The sequence below is a fragment of the Polaribacter butkevichii genome (assembly GCF_038024105.1).
Lineage (GTDB): Bacteria > Bacteroidota > Bacteroidia > Flavobacteriales > Flavobacteriaceae > Polaribacter > Polaribacter butkevichii.
On sequence record NZ_CP150661.1, the window covers coordinates 3,457,647 to 3,474,502 of the forward strand.

Annotated in this window: 14 protein-coding genes; 6 read left to right on the forward strand and 8 right to left on the reverse strand. The window is 30.3% G+C overall.

Annotated features, from left to right (window positions below; all coding sequences use genetic code 11):
* Window positions 1–48 precede the first annotated feature (48 nt).
* The 6 genes from WG951_RS14560 to WG951_RS14585 all read right to left on the reverse strand — a co-directional run bounded on the left by WG951_RS14560 (window position 49) and on the right by WG951_RS14585 (window position 7,225).
* Entirely contained in the window at window positions 49–1,446 is a 1,398-nt protein-coding gene (locus WG951_RS14560) for a mannosyltransferase (RefSeq protein WP_105047675.1), read from the reverse strand.
* The gene (locus tag WG951_RS14565; RefSeq protein ID WP_394365376.1) at window positions 1,446–2,879 is read right to left on the reverse strand and encodes a cellulose synthase family protein; all 1,434 of its coding nucleotides are present in this window, start codon (window positions 2,877–2,879) and stop codon (window positions 1,446–1,448) included. The genes WG951_RS14560 and WG951_RS14565 overlap by 1 nt, the downstream gene beginning before the upstream one ends.
* Before the next feature lie 56 nt (window positions 2,880–2,935).
* Window positions 2,936–3,631, reverse strand: a complete 696-nt coding sequence (locus WG951_RS14570) for a glycosyltransferase family 2 protein (RefSeq protein WP_105047677.1) — start codon at window positions 3,629–3,631, stop codon at window positions 2,936–2,938.
* Window positions 3,628–4,104, reverse strand: a complete 477-nt coding sequence (locus tag WG951_RS14575; protein WP_105047678.1) for a toxin-antitoxin system YwqK family antitoxin — start codon at window positions 4,102–4,104, stop codon at window positions 3,628–3,630. Before WG951_RS14575 ends, WG951_RS14570 begins: the two co-directional genes overlap by 4 nt.
* Before the next feature lie 93 nt (window positions 4,105–4,197).
* Window positions 4,198–5,820 carry a 4Fe-4S binding protein gene (locus WG951_RS14580; protein WP_105047679.1) on the reverse strand — a complete coding sequence of 541 codons (1,623 nt, stop codon included), beginning with the start codon at window positions 5,818–5,820 and terminating at the stop codon, window positions 4,198–4,200.
* Between the two features lie 58 nt (window positions 5,821–5,878).
* Entirely contained in the window at window positions 5,879–7,225 is a 1,347-nt protein-coding gene (locus WG951_RS14585; RefSeq protein WP_105047680.1) for an NAD(P)/FAD-dependent oxidoreductase, read from the reverse strand.
* Between the two features lie 170 nt (window positions 7,226–7,395).
* Here WG951_RS14585 and WG951_RS14590 point away from each other — a divergent pair, with 170 nt between their 5' ends.
* The 6 genes from WG951_RS14590 to WG951_RS14615 all read left to right on the forward strand — a co-directional run bounded on the left by WG951_RS14590 (window position 7,396) and on the right by WG951_RS14615 (window position 13,704).
* Entirely contained in the window at window positions 7,396–8,274 is an 879-nt protein-coding gene (locus tag WG951_RS14590; RefSeq protein ID WP_170062850.1) for a hypothetical protein, read from the forward strand.
* A gap of 23 nt (window positions 8,275–8,297) precedes the next feature.
* The gene (locus WG951_RS14595) at window positions 8,298–9,302 is read left to right on the forward strand and encodes a glycoside hydrolase family 113 (RefSeq protein ID WP_105047682.1); all 1,005 of its coding nucleotides are present in this window, start codon (window positions 8,298–8,300) and stop codon (window positions 9,300–9,302) included.
* A gap of 82 nt (window positions 9,303–9,384) precedes the next feature.
* A complete protein-coding gene (locus WG951_RS14600) occupies window positions 9,385–10,218 on the forward strand; it encodes a universal stress protein (RefSeq protein WP_105047683.1) in 834 nt (277 codons plus the stop codon).
* Between the two features lie 6 nt (window positions 10,219–10,224).
* Window positions 10,225–11,628, forward strand: a complete 1,404-nt coding sequence (locus WG951_RS14605) for a hypothetical protein (protein ID WP_105047684.1) — start codon at window positions 10,225–10,227, stop codon at window positions 11,626–11,628.
* Window positions 11,629–11,678: 50 nt separating this feature from the next.
* Entirely contained in the window at window positions 11,679–12,902 is a 1,224-nt protein-coding gene (locus WG951_RS14610) for a POTRA domain-containing protein (RefSeq protein WP_245893457.1), read from the forward strand.
* 70 nt (window positions 12,903–12,972) lie between these two features.
* Window positions 12,973–13,704: a metallophosphoesterase family protein gene (locus WG951_RS14615; protein ID WP_105047685.1), complete on the forward strand. Its 732-nt coding sequence runs from the start codon at window positions 12,973–12,975 to the stop codon at window positions 13,702–13,704.
* Between the two features lie 96 nt (window positions 13,705–13,800).
* On the opposite strand, the gene WG951_RS14620 is transcribed toward WG951_RS14615, so the two are convergent.
* Window positions 13,801–15,894 (reverse strand): S46 family peptidase, encoded by a 2,094-nt coding sequence (locus WG951_RS14620; protein ID WP_105047686.1) that lies wholly within the window; start codon window positions 15,892–15,894, stop codon window positions 13,801–13,803.
* Between the two features lie 38 nt (window positions 15,895–15,932).
* Window positions 15,933–16,817, reverse strand: coding sequence for a sterol desaturase family protein (locus WG951_RS14625; RefSeq protein ID WP_105047687.1), 885 nt, complete (start codon window positions 16,815–16,817; stop codon window positions 15,933–15,935).
* Window positions 16,818–16,856 lie beyond the last annotated feature (39 nt).

The following is a 16,856-nucleotide window of genomic DNA, read 5'->3' on the forward strand; positions in this document are numbered from 1 at the left end:
ATTAATGTCTAAAATACAAAATTCTCGGAATATAATAGCGAAAATTGATTATTTTACAATTTTATAATATTGATAGTTTTTTTTGAGCTCATAAATAAGAACTCCATAAAGTATAAAGTACTCTAAAGCAACAAACCACAAGTTTTCTTGCCAAGGATTGTTTGCATACGCTTGATAACTAAAAATAATAACAAGTGTCCAAATAACAGGAAAACGGTATTTTGTAAAGACAGATAAAATTAAAGGAGTTGCCAAATACCAAGGATGTATTGTAGTTGATGTAAAATAATAAAAACACAAACCAAATAATAATGCAGTAATTAATTGAACCATCGATTTATTTTTTCTAAAAAACGTAATACTCAATAAAAATAAAATGGTTAAAATTGGTGCTATTTTTCCGATAATAGCAATTTCATTATAACCTCTAAATAGGTAACCGATTTCTCTAAAAATATAATAAAAACTCGCATTAAATTCAAAGTTTCTAAACCATAATCCCACAGAATTGGCATAGTTATCTATAAATTCTGATGAATAAAAAGGAAGAAATAAAATGATTATGGTTGCTAAAGTAATTGCATAAAAAGAAATTAATTTAATAATTTTTTTAGGCTCTAATTTTAAACCGATCCATGTAACTTTATGGGTATTGCTATTACTAATTGGTTGAACAAACCACTGAAAAAATAAGGGCAAAAACAATAAGGGAATTAACTTTACAGAAACGGAACAGGCTAATAAAATAGCTGCCCAAACCCATTTTTGTTGATGTAACTTGTAAAGACTCCAAATTAAGAAAAATAACATTACAGGTTCAAAGTGTAGATTGCCTGTCATTTCTATAATTATAAAAGGATTTAGAGCATACCAAAAAATATTTTTTATAGGTAAGTTTAATCGCTCTAATAATTTTTTTCCAAAATAAAGAATACCGATGTCTGCTAAAATAATAATGCTTCTTAAAACTATTACAGATCCAAAAATACTTTTGCTAGCAAACAATGCTGCAATTAAAAAACAAAGCTGATTTATTGGTGGGTAATTGGTATAATGACTTCCGTTCATTTCTCCCATACCGTTATACAAGTTATTGGCATCTGCTATAGGATGAAGCCCTTGTTGAATAAAAGTTTCTGGTAATGATAAATAGGGGTTGAGGCCTTCTAGAATCATGCGTCCATCCCAAATAAATCTATAAAAATCTTGAGATAAATTAGGAATTGCGAAAAGGAAAATCAACCTAAAAAGAATAGCCAAACCAATTAAAGTAGAGGTTTGTATGGTTTTACTTTTTATCAAAAAATAAGCACAACCAAAAAGAGCAAACCATAAAAACAGTAGTTTGTTAAATTCTGTTCTCTCTAAAAAATAAGCAAAAATAAAATAAGCTATTGTACCAAATAAAATTAGTAAAGCGTCTTTATATTTTTTAAAAAATAACATTAGGCTTTAGAAAATATTGATTTAAAAAACACATAACTAAAACCAATAAAAAGCATAAAATGGAAAGGAAATAGACCAAAATCGCCACCTTGGTTACCAACAATAAACGCACTGTACATTCCAAATACAAAATAAATAGCCAATAAACCTTCTAAAACTACGTGGATAGATGGTTTTTTCTTAATGTATTTATTGCTTTTCCATCCATCTTTTAAACCATTAATGTTAAATTTTGGTGTACGAATAAATTCACTTTTTTTCCCTAAATGTCCTTCTAAAACAGCAATTGTATTGTGTAAAGAAAAGCCCATTGCTATAGAAAAGAAGGTGAAAAAGGATCCAATATATTTTATAAATCGTACAAATCCACCGCCATAAATATTTTTAAACATGTACCAATAACACACAAAAAATATTAATGAACTAATTACAAAAAAGCTCATTACATAAAAGTATATTTTTAGGTGTTCGTACTCATTTTTAATGTATAACATAGGTACGCTTAAAACTGCTACCAAAAATATACATGTAAACATAGAACTATTTAATAGATGCAGTAAACTATGAATTTTTGTTTTAAAAGAAACGTTTTTGCTTGTAATAACACGTTTCATCATTTTCTGAAAATTCTCAGCACCTCCTTTGTTCCATCTAAATTGTTGAGATCTAGCAGCACTAATTACTACGGGTAACTCTGCAGGAGTAACTACTTTTTCTAAGTATTTAAATTTCCAATTTTTTAGTTGGGCTCTATAGCTTAAGTCTAAATCTTCTGTAAGTGTATCACCTTCCCAATTACCAGCATCATAAATACACTCTTTTCTCCAAACCCCTGCGGTACCATTAAAATTGATAAAATGACCTTGACTATTTCTACCTACTTGTTCTAATGTAAAGTGTGCGTCTAAAGCAAAAGCTTGAATTTTTGTAAGTGTAGAATAATTTCTGTTGATATGTCCCCAGCGAGTCTGAACCACACCAATTTCTGGATCTTTAAAATACGGTACAGTTTGGTATAACCAATCTTTTTGAGGTAAAAAATCGGCATCAAAAATAGCTATAAACTCGCCTTTTGCAATTTTTAAACCTTCTTTTAAGGCGCCTGCTTTAAAGCCTTGTCTGTTGGTTCTTCTAATATGTTGAATATCGATTCCTTGCTCTTGAATTTTTTGAACCAAGTTTGCCGTAATTTCTACAGATTCATCCGTAGAGTCATCTAACACCTGAATTTCTAATTTTTCTCTCGGGTATTCTAATTTAGCAATGTTTTTTAACAAACGTTCCATCACATACAATTCGTTGTAAACGGGTAATTGTATCGTTACAAAAGGAATTTCTTTTGTATTAGAGAAATCAAATTTCTCTGAATTATCAACTTTTTTTCTTGCTTTTAAATAGTTAAAAAGTAAGTTTAATTGTGCTAATGCATACATAAAAATAAGCACTAACGATATTGAGTAAATTAATATAACTATGTATTCTATAACCACTACTTAAAACTGTATTTAAAAATCCAACCTAATATTTTTATACCTGCAAAGATACTGCCTTTTACGGTACCAGATACTTTAGAAACGCCTATTCTATTTCTATACTTTACAGGAATTTCTATATAGCTCAACTTTTGTTTTAATGCTTTTAATTGCATTTCTACAGTCCAACCATACGTTTTGTCTTCCATATTTAAGGCTAACAATTTATTGTATTTGATAGCTCTAAACGGACCTAAATCTGTAAATTTTGCTCCAAAAAAAAGTTTCATTAAAAAGGTAGCTAACCAATTACCAAAAACTTGTTGCGGAGTCATAGAACCATTTTCTCTTAACTCCTTAACACGAGCACCGATTACAAAATCGGTGTTGTTATTTAAAAGAGGATGAACAAGTTCCGTTAATTGTTCTGGATAATCAGAATAATCACCATCTAAAAAAACAATAATTTCTGGTTTTGTTTTTTGTTTGCTGATGTAATCCATTCCTTTTAAACAAGCGTAACCATATCCTTTACGATGTTCTTTTAAAACGGTAGCACCTGCATTTTTTGCATTAATTTCTGTATTATCGGTAGAGTTGTTGCTAATTACAATAACTTCATCTACAATTTTAGGAATATCATTAATAACATTGCCTATAGAGTCTTGCTCATTATAAGCAGGAATAATAACTTTTATAATTGGTTTTGTCATCTTAAATCATTGAGACTGTTTTCACTTCTAAACGATGAAAAGTCTGTCCATTCTTTTATTTTTTTGCCCTCTTTATATTTAGAAGCTTTTATTAACTTTTTATTCTTGTAGATTAAGCAATATCCATTTTTTAGATTATTTTTTAATTGACATTTATGGTTTATAATACCTTTGTTATCATAAAATAACCACCAATCATTTTTAATTCCGCTTTTAAAATGGCCTTCTTTCTCTTTAATTGAATTTGGGCTGTAAAAATACCAATATTTAGTCTCTAAACCATCTTTAAAATAACCTTCTTTTTTAATGTTTCCATTTTTATAATAGAATTTCCAAAAGGCTGTTTTTTGTTTATTTAAAATCCATCCTTCTTCTTTAAGTAGTCCGTTTTTATAATATTCTTTATGATATTTTTTTTGACTGAATGATATCAAAGAAAGAAAAAGGAAAGAAATAAGAAGGAGTTTTTTCATGGTTTTATTTTATGCTTTAACAAGCTCAGTAAGACATTTATATTTTAACTTGTATTAAGTTTTAAATTGCCAACTGAAATTGTAAACAGAATATTACTTCTTGTTCACTAAATCCATTAAATCAACATCGTTACCTAATAAAATTTCTGTTGGATTGATTCGTCCGTCTTCTGGTCCGTTTTCTAATTTTAAAACCCCTCTTGGGCAAACTGCAGAACAAACTCCACAACCTACACAACTAGAACGTACAATGTTTTCTCCTTTCTGAGCGTAAGCTCTAACGTCAATTCCTTGTTCACAATAGGTAGAGCAGTTTCCACAAGAAATACATTGTCCTCCATTTGTAGTAATTCTAAATCTAGATTTAAATCGTTGTACAAAACCTAAATATGCAGCCAACGGACAACCGAATCTACACCAAACTCTGTTACCAAAAATTGGGTAGAATCCTGTACCAATTACACCTGCAAAAATAGAACCGATTAAGAAACCATAAATATCTTGTATGGTTTGGGTTTTAATACCAATTACTTGGTCTGCGCCAGAAAAGAAAGTGTATAAAGCAAAACCTGTCATCACTAATACAAAAACCAAAACAGAGTGAATGATAATACGTTCTGCTCTCCAAGAAAGTAACGTTTTACTAGAATTTTGTCTGTATGGATCACCTAAAGTTTCTGCTAAACCACCACAACCACAAACCCAAGAGCAGTACCACCTTTTTCCGAAGAAATAAACCATTACAGGTACCACAACAATTGTTAAAATAATTCCCCAAACTAAAATAAACAGTCCAAAAGCACCACTAGCAAGTAGTTCATCTAGATTCCATCTAAAGAAAAAATCATAGTCTAACGGAAAAGCATTTTTAAAATCGTACCAAGGTTTTTCGAAACGAACTAAAATTTCTGGAATTAAAAAAGCAAATACTATTTGAAAAAATAAAACAGAAGTTGTTCTTAAAATTTGATATTTATTATGACGGTATTTTATATACATTCTAATTGCCATTACAGTCATAACTGTACAATATAAAAATCCATATAAAAACCATTGACTTGCAGGGTTTCCGCTAAGAGATAAACTAATAGGTTCTACCAAATACACCCAATTTACTATGTAATCTGGATAAAAATAAAGCAGAATGTAAAAAGTAACTAAAAAGATAAAAGTAAACCAACCAATCCACCCACGGTTTGTTGCGGCACTTAAAAAGATTCCATCATTTTTAATACCTGGTTTACCAAGTAAAATTACATCTGGTACAATAAACATTAGTGCACCAATTATACCTAAACCAAAGGTTAAAAACCAAGCCAAACCAGTATTGTCTGCAGCAAATCCTTTTGCTGCTTTTTTAGCAAGTGTAAAACTTAAACTGTGTGGTTTTCCAAAGATTTTATACTGAAATTGTTTTCCTTTTGCGTCCCAGTTTTTTTCTGAATCATATTTAGCAATTAATGCATCATAATGATTATTAGAGGCTTCATAGGCGCCTATAACTGCACTAGAAAATTGAAAAATATTTAAAGCCTCATTAGTAACAATTGCTTTAGAAAGTTCGTCTTTTATAATTTCACTTTTATATCCTTTTTCTTTAATAAAAGTATCTAATTCTGGTTGTGTTAAATTAAAAGAGCCTGTAAAAATGGTTCCTATAAAGAACGTTAATCCTAATAGAAAGATAATTAATCCTGTTTGTTTTATAAGTTTCAAAATAATGATGGGTATTATATGTTTTTATTGAAAGTTTTTTATGAATGTGAAAGCTTAATTAGTGACTAAAAATCCTTTTCCAGCTTTTCTTTTTTAATTGAATATTTGTATTATTCTCTTGATTGAATTTTGCTACAATTTCAGCTTCATGTAATTTAAAAAACTCTGGATCAAAATTAGCATCAGACAAAAACTCTAAAACATGTTCTACAGATTTATTTTCTGTTAACCATTTATCAAAAATTTCGTGGCGCATTCTAATTCCGAAGGTATTTATCCCCAAGAATAGCTTTGTGTTTTTATCAAAAGAAATGGTAATACATTTATGCTCGTTTGGGTGTTTCCACTGAAAATAAGCTTCGTTTTCTTTCATGCCTTTTTCACTGAAAACCCAACCATAAGTTTGGTATTCTATATCTAAAAATTTAGCTGAATTAAACCAGTGTCCTGGTTTGTATGCTGTTTTGTTACCACAAATTGTTTGTGCCAAAGTTTCGCCCATCATTCTTCCCGTGTACCAAACAGCTTCAATATTTCTACGTTGTCCAATAGCTTCATGTTGCTCTGCACAATCACCAATAGCATAAATATTAGGGATGTTGGTTTCTAAAAAACGATTTACTTTTACACCACGACCTAGTTCTATTCCAGATTCTTTTAAGAAATCTATATTTGGAGCAACACCAGCTGTTAAACCAACAACATTACACGGAATTTCTTCGCCTGTTTCTTCAATAATTATCGATTTTACGCGACCATTTTCATCAGATTTAATTTCTTTTAAATTGGTACTTAATCGTAAGTCTATATGATGCTCCTTAATATGGTCATTAATCATTGCAGACTCTTGCGCTGGTAAAACCCCATTCCAAAAACTATCTTCACGTACTAAAAAAGTAACAGGTATTTTTCTGCTTCTTAACATTTCTGCTAATTCTATACCTATTAATCCACCACCAACAATTACAGCTCTGTTACAAGCTTTATTATTTGGAGCATATTTTTCTAACTTCTCTAAATCTTGTTTATGGTACATGCCCATAACGCCCTCTAAATCTTGCCCTGGCCATCCAAATTTATTTGGTTTAGAACCTGTAGCAATAATTAAACGATCAAAAGAAAGTGTTTCTCCATTTGAAAAATTTAGTTGTTTTTTATCGGTATCTACATTTGATACCAAACCTTCTTTTAAAGAGATTCTGTTTTTCTCCCAAAACCAATTTTCATAAGGTTGCGTATGTTCAAACTTCATGTGCCCCATGTACACATACATAAGAGCAGTTCTAGAAAAGAAGTATTTAGTTTCTGCAGAAACAATGGTTATTTTGTTGTCAGAATTTTTTCTGATATGTCTTGCAGCTGTAACGCCAGATATTCCGTTACCGATTATTACAATATGTTCCATAGTTGATTGATTGTTGGGGTTCTGTCGAAGCTAAAGTTAAGAACTTAATTATTAATCTTGAATTTAATTGAATTTAGAATGATTATAAATAAAAAAGAGATTAGTAAGTATCTATCAATAGATTAGACTTATCTAAAAATTTTTTATCAATAAATAGAATCAACCAAGTAATGAAAAAAAATATCTCAAAAGCTATTTTAGCAGCAGTTTTAGTTTTAAATTTAAGTGCCTTTGCTCAAGAAGAAGACACTTCTAAAAGTAATATTCAAACCTACACACCTTCTAAATTATTAAATAAAGGACAGTGGGATGTTAAGTTTTTTAATGGTTTGTATACCCAAACAAGATCTGCCAATTCTAGTGGTAAAAGTTCTTTAGATGCAAGCGGACGCTCTAACTTTTTTACAAGTACTTTAGATATTTTTACAGGAGTATCAGACAACAATCGTTTAAATGTTGGTTTGTTATTAGAGTATAGATCTAATACAAGAAACGGTAAAAGTGCTACATCTGTTTTTAGTTTAGGAAATGATGTTAACTCTAGAAAAGGACTTTCTTCTTTTGCTCCTGCAATAAAATGGCAGCCAATTGAAAGTGTAGGTAATTTCTCTATACAAAGTGCTTTTCATATCCCTATTAATAAAGAAGAATCTGATGGAAATGGTGTTTATTTAGATCAAACGGCTTATATGTTTCAAAATAGATTTTTCTATGATTATACTTTACCAAGCGGAAAATGGCAATTGTTTACAGAATTAGCAACAGAGTATAATTTTGGGTCAGAAGATAGTTTTGCTAATAATACTTTTGTAGTTGCTCCGGGTGTTTTTATGAGTTATTTTCCGTCAAATAAGTCTACCGTTTTAGGTTTTGTACAACATTCTCAACGTTTTGGAGATTTTACACAAGATTATACCGCGTTAGGTTTTGGAGGAAAATATCAATTAAATAACACTTTAAATATAGAGGCTTTATACAGTAAATTTGTTAGAGGAAATGATACCGGATTAGGACAAAGTTTTAACATTGGTTTAAGAGCTTTGTTTTAATAAAAAACTATTTTAGGGGCTTTATGAAAACATCTAAACTCCTTTTTTTATTGCTGATATTCATACAGTTATCATGCAATAGTCAACAGAAAAAAATAAACGGATTAAGTTTTGTGGCATCTAGAGATAAAATTGATACCACACATACCAATTCGGTTTTAAAGGCACAAGGCAATTATGTTGCATTGATGCCTTTTGGCTTTATAAGAGATTTATCATCACCAAAAGTACAGCACAATACAAGTAGGCAATGGTTTGGTGAAACCAGAAGTGGTTTATTACAATATGCCAGCGAATTTCAGAAACATGGTGTAAAAATCATGGTAAAACCTCAAATTTGGGTTGGTCATGGGCAATTTACTGGGCATATAGAAATGGATTCTGAAGAAAAATGGGTTGTTTTAGAAAAATCATATTCAGAATTTATATTGGCCTACGCAAAATCTGCCGAACAAATTAATGCAAGCATCCTTTGTATTGGTACAGAATTAGAAAAGTTTGTGATGAACAGACCTCAATATTGGTTAAATCTTATTAAAGAAATCAGAAAAATATATAAAGGAAAATTAACCTATGCTGCAAATTGGGACGAATACAAACGTATAACTTTTTGGGATACCATAGATTTTATAGGCATTGATGCTTATTTTCCGCTAAGTGAAAAAAAATCACCAACGGTAGAAGATTTAGAAATGGGGTGGAAACCACATAAAGAAGAAGTTAAAAGTGTTCAAAAAAAATATAATAAACCCGTTTTATTTACAGAATTTGGGTACCGAAGTGTAGACTTTACAGGAAAAGAACCTTGGGATGCCAATAGGGTAGAAGGGAGTGTAAATTTACAAGCACAAGTAAATGGTTTACAAGCAATACACAACCAATTTTGGAAAGAAGATTGGTTTGCTGGAGGTTTTGTTTGGAAATGGTTTCATAGACATGATAAAGTTGGTGGAGTAAATGACAATAGATTTACACCTCAAAATAAGCCAGCAGAATTAGTACTTAGAAAGTTATATCAGCAAAAATAGATTTTTAAAAATATGACGAATATCCTATGTATTTCTATATTTAGCCTTTAAATTTGTATTCATAACCTAAAAATTCACCATTATGAAAAATATAATTGTACCAGTAGACTTCTCAATTCACTCTGAATATGCCCTAAAAACAGCTTCGTTATTAGCTAAAAAGCATGATGCTACTTTGTACGCCTTGCACATGTTAGACTTGCAAGATGTTTATTTATCAGAAAGTGAAAATTATCAACAAGAACAAGCTATCTTTTTTTTAAAGCTTGCAGAAAAGAAATTTAAAGATTTTTTAAAGAAAGATTATTTAGAAGACGTAAAAGTAGTTCCGATCATTAAGCGTTTTAAAGTTTTTAGTGAGGTAAATATTATTGCAGAAGAGGTAAAAGCAGATTTGGTAATTATAGGTTCTCATGGAGCAACAGGTTTAAAAGATTTCTTTGTGGGATCTAATACAGAAAAGGTTGTAAGATATTCTAAAGCACCGGTTTTGGTGGTTAAAAACGAATTGCTAAACGTTGATTTTGCAGATATAGTAGTGGCTACAGACTTTTCTGAAGAAAGTATTCCTGCTTTTAAAGACTTGTTAAAAGCGTTAGATTTTTTAAATGCACGTAAGCATATTTTATATGTAAACTTGCCTAATGAAGAATTTAAAACAACCTCGGAAATGGCTTTATTAGCCAATAATTTTTTAATGAAGGCAGAAGGAAATGTAGATAGAATGATAAATGTAAACTATGTTTGCGATAGAACTATAGAAAAAGGAATTCTTAATTTTTCGAATGCTGTTGGGGCAGATTTAATTTCTGTAATTACACATGGTAGAAAAGGATTATCTCATATTTTTGCAGGAAGTATTACAGAAGATATCGCAAATCATTCTACCTTGCCAATTATGACTATTAAAATTTAAGAATACATGACCATTAAAAATTTGTTGCTTACCATTTTTGTTACTCTTTTTCTTTTTTCTTGTTCACAAGATACAGACGTAACTGTACCTAGAAATTTACAAGAATATATAGAGGCCTCATCAAATAATTTAGGAGAAACTTTTGCCTATGCAGCCAGTGCTGATGGTGATGCAAGTACTACTTATATTTATGTAGCGCCAGAAGAAGGAGCAACAGATATTAGATATTATGAAGCAGATAGTTTAAATGTAGATAATGAGTTAGATTTTGTTAATTATAGAAGAAAAAACGTAACATTAACAGACGTTTTTGATGGGAAATTACAACGATTTACCAGAACAGGAGATGATGAAAACTGGTGTTTGGTTACGTATTTGTTAGATGGAGAATTGTATAAATCGAACCCAATTCGTTTAAAGAATGCTACAAAACCAACAAGTTGGACAGACGAAGTAACAATTAAATTTCCAGAAACTTTAAAACCAACATTCACTTGGTCTGATTTTGGTGTTACCGATAATGCCATTTATTTTGAAGCAATTTCTAAAGTAGAAGACAACTCATTTATTTCTGGTACGTATACTTTAGATGCAACATTTCAATATTTTGATACCTCAAATGTAGAAGTTAATATAAACACTCCATTAACTCCAGATGATTTAGTAGAAGATACCGAGTACCTTTTTACCATGATGGCAATTAGTGCAGATAATTGGGTAAATACTGTAATCGAAGAAACATTTATTCCAAGAAACTTAGAAGAATATTTAGAATTTAATTCAGAAAAAACGTTAGAAAAAGCAACAGCCTTTGCTGCAAGTGCTAGTGAATCGGAAAGTCTAACTTATATTTATTATGATCATTTAGTGGGTGCTTCTGATATGCGATATTATGAAACCGATGATTTAGATGTAGATGAAAACGATTTTTCTCAGTATCGAAGAAAAAACTTATCAGACGGAGCTGTTTATGGTGGTGAGCTTAGAAGGTACTCTAGAACAGATACAAAAGAAAGTTGGTGTATTGTTACTTTTGTTGTTGGTGATAAATTATACAAATCTGCTCCTGTAAAAATTAAAATTGTAAACAGACCTACAGAATGGTTAACAGATATTACTATTGATTTTCCAGAAACCTTAAAACCAAAGTTTACTTGGGTAGACGGAAAGTATAAAGAAAGCACCAATTATTTACAGGTCATTACAGATAGTGGAAGTACCTTTTTGTCTGGAACATTTACAGAAGAAAATACATTTCAATACTATATAGATACTAATGTAATTGCTAAAATAAACCTAGAAACTCCGGCCGATTTAATTTTTGATGACGAATATAATGTAACTGTAATGGGGATAAGTGAAGATAATTGGGTAAATTTGGTTATTCAAGAATCTTTTATTGTAGAATAGTGAACTTTAAAAACTGTGTTTTTCTTCTTTTTTTATCCATAACATCCTTTTTGTTTTCACAAGAGAATACAATTAATGATGTTGAAATTAAAGGGATAAAAAAGTTAAAAGAAGCATACATTCGTAAAATTATACAAACCAAAAAAGGAATTGTTTTAGATTCTTCTTCTATAGCAAAAGACATTATTTTTTTAAAAAGACTACCTGCTGTTAGCAATGCTAGTTATAAAGTTGTTTTATCTCAGAATCATTTTTATAAGGTAATTGTTAATATCAAAGAAAATTTTGCAATGATACCAGAACTCCATTTTTGGACCACAACAAACCAGCAGTTTTCTTATAAATTAGGATTGTATGATTATAATTTTTTAGGAAGAAATATCACCTTTGGTGGATTTTATCAAAACAACGGTTTCGATTCTTATGCCATTAATTTTAAGGCCCCAAATTTATTTTCTAGAAAATGGGGTTTAGCATTAAATCATCAAAACTGGAAAAGTGAAGAGCCTTTGTATTTTGGAGAAAAAACTGCCAATTATCTATATCACAACACTTCTTTTGAAGCTTTAGGTTTGTATCAAATAAACCTAAATAATCAGGTTAATTTTGGTGTAAATATCTTTAATGAAAAATATAAATACTTATCTGGAGTTACAGATCCTACAATTCCACAAAATTTAGATTTAGACAAAGTATTGTTTAAATTGGTGTACACTTATGATGCTTTAGAATATAATTATCAATATATAAAAGGGTTTAAAAGTATATTATACACGCAGTTTGTTACTTCAAATAACCCTTTTCAAAAAGATTTTTTGATTGCTTGGAATGATTTTTTCTATTACAAAAAACTTGGAGAAAAAGGGAATTGGGCAAATAGAGCTCGTTTTGGATTGTCTTCTAATCAAAAAACACCCTTTGCACCTTTTGCTTTAGATAACAATGTAAACCTACGTGGAGTGGGTATTTTGGTTGATAGAGGAACAGGTAGTTTTGTTTGGAATACAGAATATAGACACACCGTTTATGATAAAAAATGGTTAGCAGTTCAAACCAATATTTTTACCGATTTTGGTTCTTGGAGAAATCCAGGAGGGCAATTAAATGATTTTTTAAAAAGTGAAAATGTAAGGGTTTATTCTGGTTTGGGTTTGCGTTTTATCAGTAAAAAAATATACAACGCTACTTTTAGAATAGATTATGGTTTTCGGGTTTCTAACAATCCGGGACAATCTAAAGGAGGTTTGGTTTTTGGTATTGGTCAATATTTTTAATCTAAAATTAATATAACTTTCCTGCATCTTAAAGATAAAGACTTAATTTTGCAAAAAACATAAAATTAAGATGAGAACTTTTGCAATTGGTGATATTCATGGTGGATTAAAAGCGTTAATTCAGGTTTTAAACAAACTAGAATTAAAAGAAGGAGATAAAATTATTTTCATGGGAGACTATGTGGATGGTTGGAGTGAATCTGCTCAGGTTGTTCAGTTTTTAATCGATTTATCAGAAAAATTCAATTGTGTTTTTATCAAAGGAAATCATGATGTTTGGTGTGAAAATTGGTTAAAAGATTCCAACGATGTAAATCCTTCTTGGTTTTTACACGGAGGTAAAGAAACTATAGAGAGTTATGAGGGCTTCTCTGCAGATGAAAAACAACAACATATTCTCTTTTTCGATAATTTACCATTATACCATATAGATACAGAAAATAGATTGTTTTTACATGCAGGTTTTACTTCTATGCACGGAGTAGAAAGAGAGCAATTTGAAGCATTATTTTATTTAGATAGATCTTTGTGGGAAATGTTGTTGGCAATGGACAAAAACATAGGGAAAGATTCTATCTTTTATCCTAAAAGAATACAACACTATAAAGAAATTTACATTGGGCATACGCCAACAACCAATTATAATGAGCCTTATCCAATGAATATTGCTAATGTTTGGAATGTTGATACAGGTGCTGCTTTTAAAGGAAGAGTTACTGGAATTAATATTGATACAAAAGCATATTTTCAAAGTGATAATTTACCAAGTTTATATCCTAATGAATTAGGTAGAAATAAGTAAGACAACGCTTATTGTTAGTGTCTCATAAATATAAATCCCGAAACAATCAACAGATTATTTCGGGATTTAAAACAATGAATTTTTAAATAAAATATTTTATTTACTTTTCTTAGGATGTACTAAGGTCATTTCATCAATTAAGTGAGTTGCACCAGCATATTTATCAACAATAAATAATACATATCTTACATCTACCATAATATTTCTACAAATTTCAGGGTCGTAGTTCATATCACTCATGGTTCCTTCCCAAACTCTATCAAAATTTAAACCAATTAAGTTTCCTTCTGCATCTATTGCAGGGCTTCCTGAGTTACCACCTGTGGTGTGATTTGTGCCTAAAAAGCAAACAGGAACTTTACCGTTTTTATCGGCATATTGTCCGTAATTTTTTGTTTTGTATAATTCACGTAATTTTACTGGAACATCAAACTCATAATCACCAGGAATGTATTTTTCTATAACTCCATCTAAATAACTAACAGGATTATAATAGACAGCATCTCTTGGAGAATATCCTCTAACTTGACCATAAGTTACACGTAATGTACTATTTGCATCCGGAAAATAACGCGCATTTGGCAACGCTTCCATTAAAGCTTTCATATAGGTTTTTTGTAAAGCTACAATGGGTTCGTTTTTTAGTTGATACTCTTTGTTAATAGCATTGTAAAAGGCTTCAATCATTGGTTTTGCATATTGATATGCAGCATCTTTATTTAACTTTTTAAGCACTTTTTTTGCATTGCCATCAAATAAATTTAAAGCAGCATCTAGGTGTGTAAAAGCTGTTTTATCGTAAATACTTGCATCAGCATTTTTATTAAAAAAAGGCATTACGTTTTTAAAGACACCTTTATCTACACCAACATCATAATTTTTATGAATCCCTTTTAAAGTGTTTACAATAGACGCTTTTGCTTTATCAAAAGACTTTGGGTTTTTAGTAATGGCTTGTTCAAATTGATAGGCTCTAAATGTCATAGACATTAACTCATTTGTAACTAAAAAGACTTCAATAAAATTTCTTCTTTTAATATTTATAGGAGCAAAATCTTTATACAATCTATCAAATTCAGGAAGAATAGTACCATATTTCTCTAGTAAGTTTTTTTCTGCTAAAGCTTTTGTAAATGAAGCTTCAAAGGCTTGTCTTTTTTTTACAGCATCACTTTTTTTGATACCTAAGTTTTCTCCAATCCATTTTTTCCAAGCATTTGCAATTCTTGCTTGTTTAGATGCATATTTAATACGAATAGCATCACTCGTTTTCATTTTAGCATCAATAACCTTTAGTGCAGCTTCTCTAATAGCAATGTTTGTTGGGTTGTATTCTTCTGTAATATGTTTAATTGCAACAGCTGGTAAATACTCGTCAGTAGTTCCAGGAAAACCAAAAACTAAGGTAAAATCTCCTTCTTCTACACCATCTAAAGAAATAGGTAAAAAGTGTTTAGGTGTATAAGGCACATTGTCTTTATTGTATTTTGCAGGACGATTATTTGCATCAGCATAAATTCTGAACATAGAAAAATCTCCTGTATGTCTAGGAAAAACCCAATTGTCTGTGTCGCTACCAAATTTACCAATATTTGTTGGAGGCGCACCAACTAAACGGATGTCTTCGAAGCGTTCTGTCACAAATAAAAAGAATTGATTTCCTTGAAAAAAAGACTTTATTTTAGTTTGCTGCCAAGCTTCTTTTGTGGTTGTTTTTTGTAGCGCATTCCCATTTTTTGTAATGATAGATTGTTTTTCTTTTTCAGTTAAAGCATTATTGATACCTTTAAGAACCTTATCTGTTACATCTTCTATACGCACAATAAACTCAACATATAAACCTGGGTTTGGTAGTTCTTCTTTTAGGTTCATAGCCCAAAAACCATCTTTTAAATAATCGTTTTCTAAGGTAGAATGAGCTTGAATTTGACCAAAACCACAATGATGATTTGTTAATATTAATCCTTTAGGAGAAATAATTTCACTAGTACAACCTCCATTAAAATGCCCAATAGCATCTTTTAAACTAGAATTGTTAACATCGTAAATGTCTTTTGCTGATAGTTTACTTCCCAAAGAAGTCATTTCTTGTTCATTCATTCCTTCTAAAAGAGAGGGAATCCACATACCACCTTGTTGTGCAAAAACTTGTACAGAAAGGAGTAAAAATAGTATTTTTAGATATTTCATATTTATGATTTTAAAAGGGGATAAAAATACAAAAAGGGTTACTTTTTACCTAAAGGATATGCTTCTTGTTCAATAAAGTTTTTCGGAAATTTTTCATCACCCTCAAAACCCAATTCGATGTCTCTACCAGAATACGGAATGTAATTTGTTTTAAAAATATAATCCCAAATACTTAATGTAATTCCGAAGTTTACACCATTTTTTCTGTCTTCTGGCAATTCTTTTACGTGATGCCAAATGTGCATTTTGGGGTTATTTAAAATATATTTTAACCAGCCATAATCCCAATTAATATTTGCGTGATTTAAATGCCCTATAAAAATGTTAAAAAAGTGAACAAAGGCAACATCTTGTGCAGAAAAACCACCAATAATTGCCAAAGGAATGTATTTTAAAGAACTGTAAACTACAGGTTCCATCCAATGATAACGCAAGTGTGCGGCAAAGCCCATTTCTTTTACAGAGTGATGTACTTTGTGAAAATTCCATAAAAATTCAAAAGTATGAAGCAATCTATGTGTCCACCATTGTACAAAATCAACCACAATAAAAAAGATAAAAATTCGTGCAAAAAAGGGGAGTTCATTAATATCTAACAATTGAAAATTAGCAACAGATAGACCTACAATTCCTAAAAGGTCATTAAACAATTGTGCAGCCGAATTTGATAAAGCAATGAGTACAATTAAATTTAATAAAAAGAAATTGAAGAACATGTAAAACGTGTCTAACCAAAAGTCTTTTCTAAATAATGATTGATTTTTTCGCCATGGAAAAATAGCTTCTAATGCCCAAACAACTAGTGAAATAATGATTAATCCGTAGAAATAATTCTCCCAGTTCAATTCCATTAAAACAGACTGTTTTACGTAATTCCAATAATCGGAATAAGAGTTTTTTATAATGTCTAGGTATTTGTTCATTTTACTTTATGTTGATGAGAAATCCCCTTCAGGTTTTAA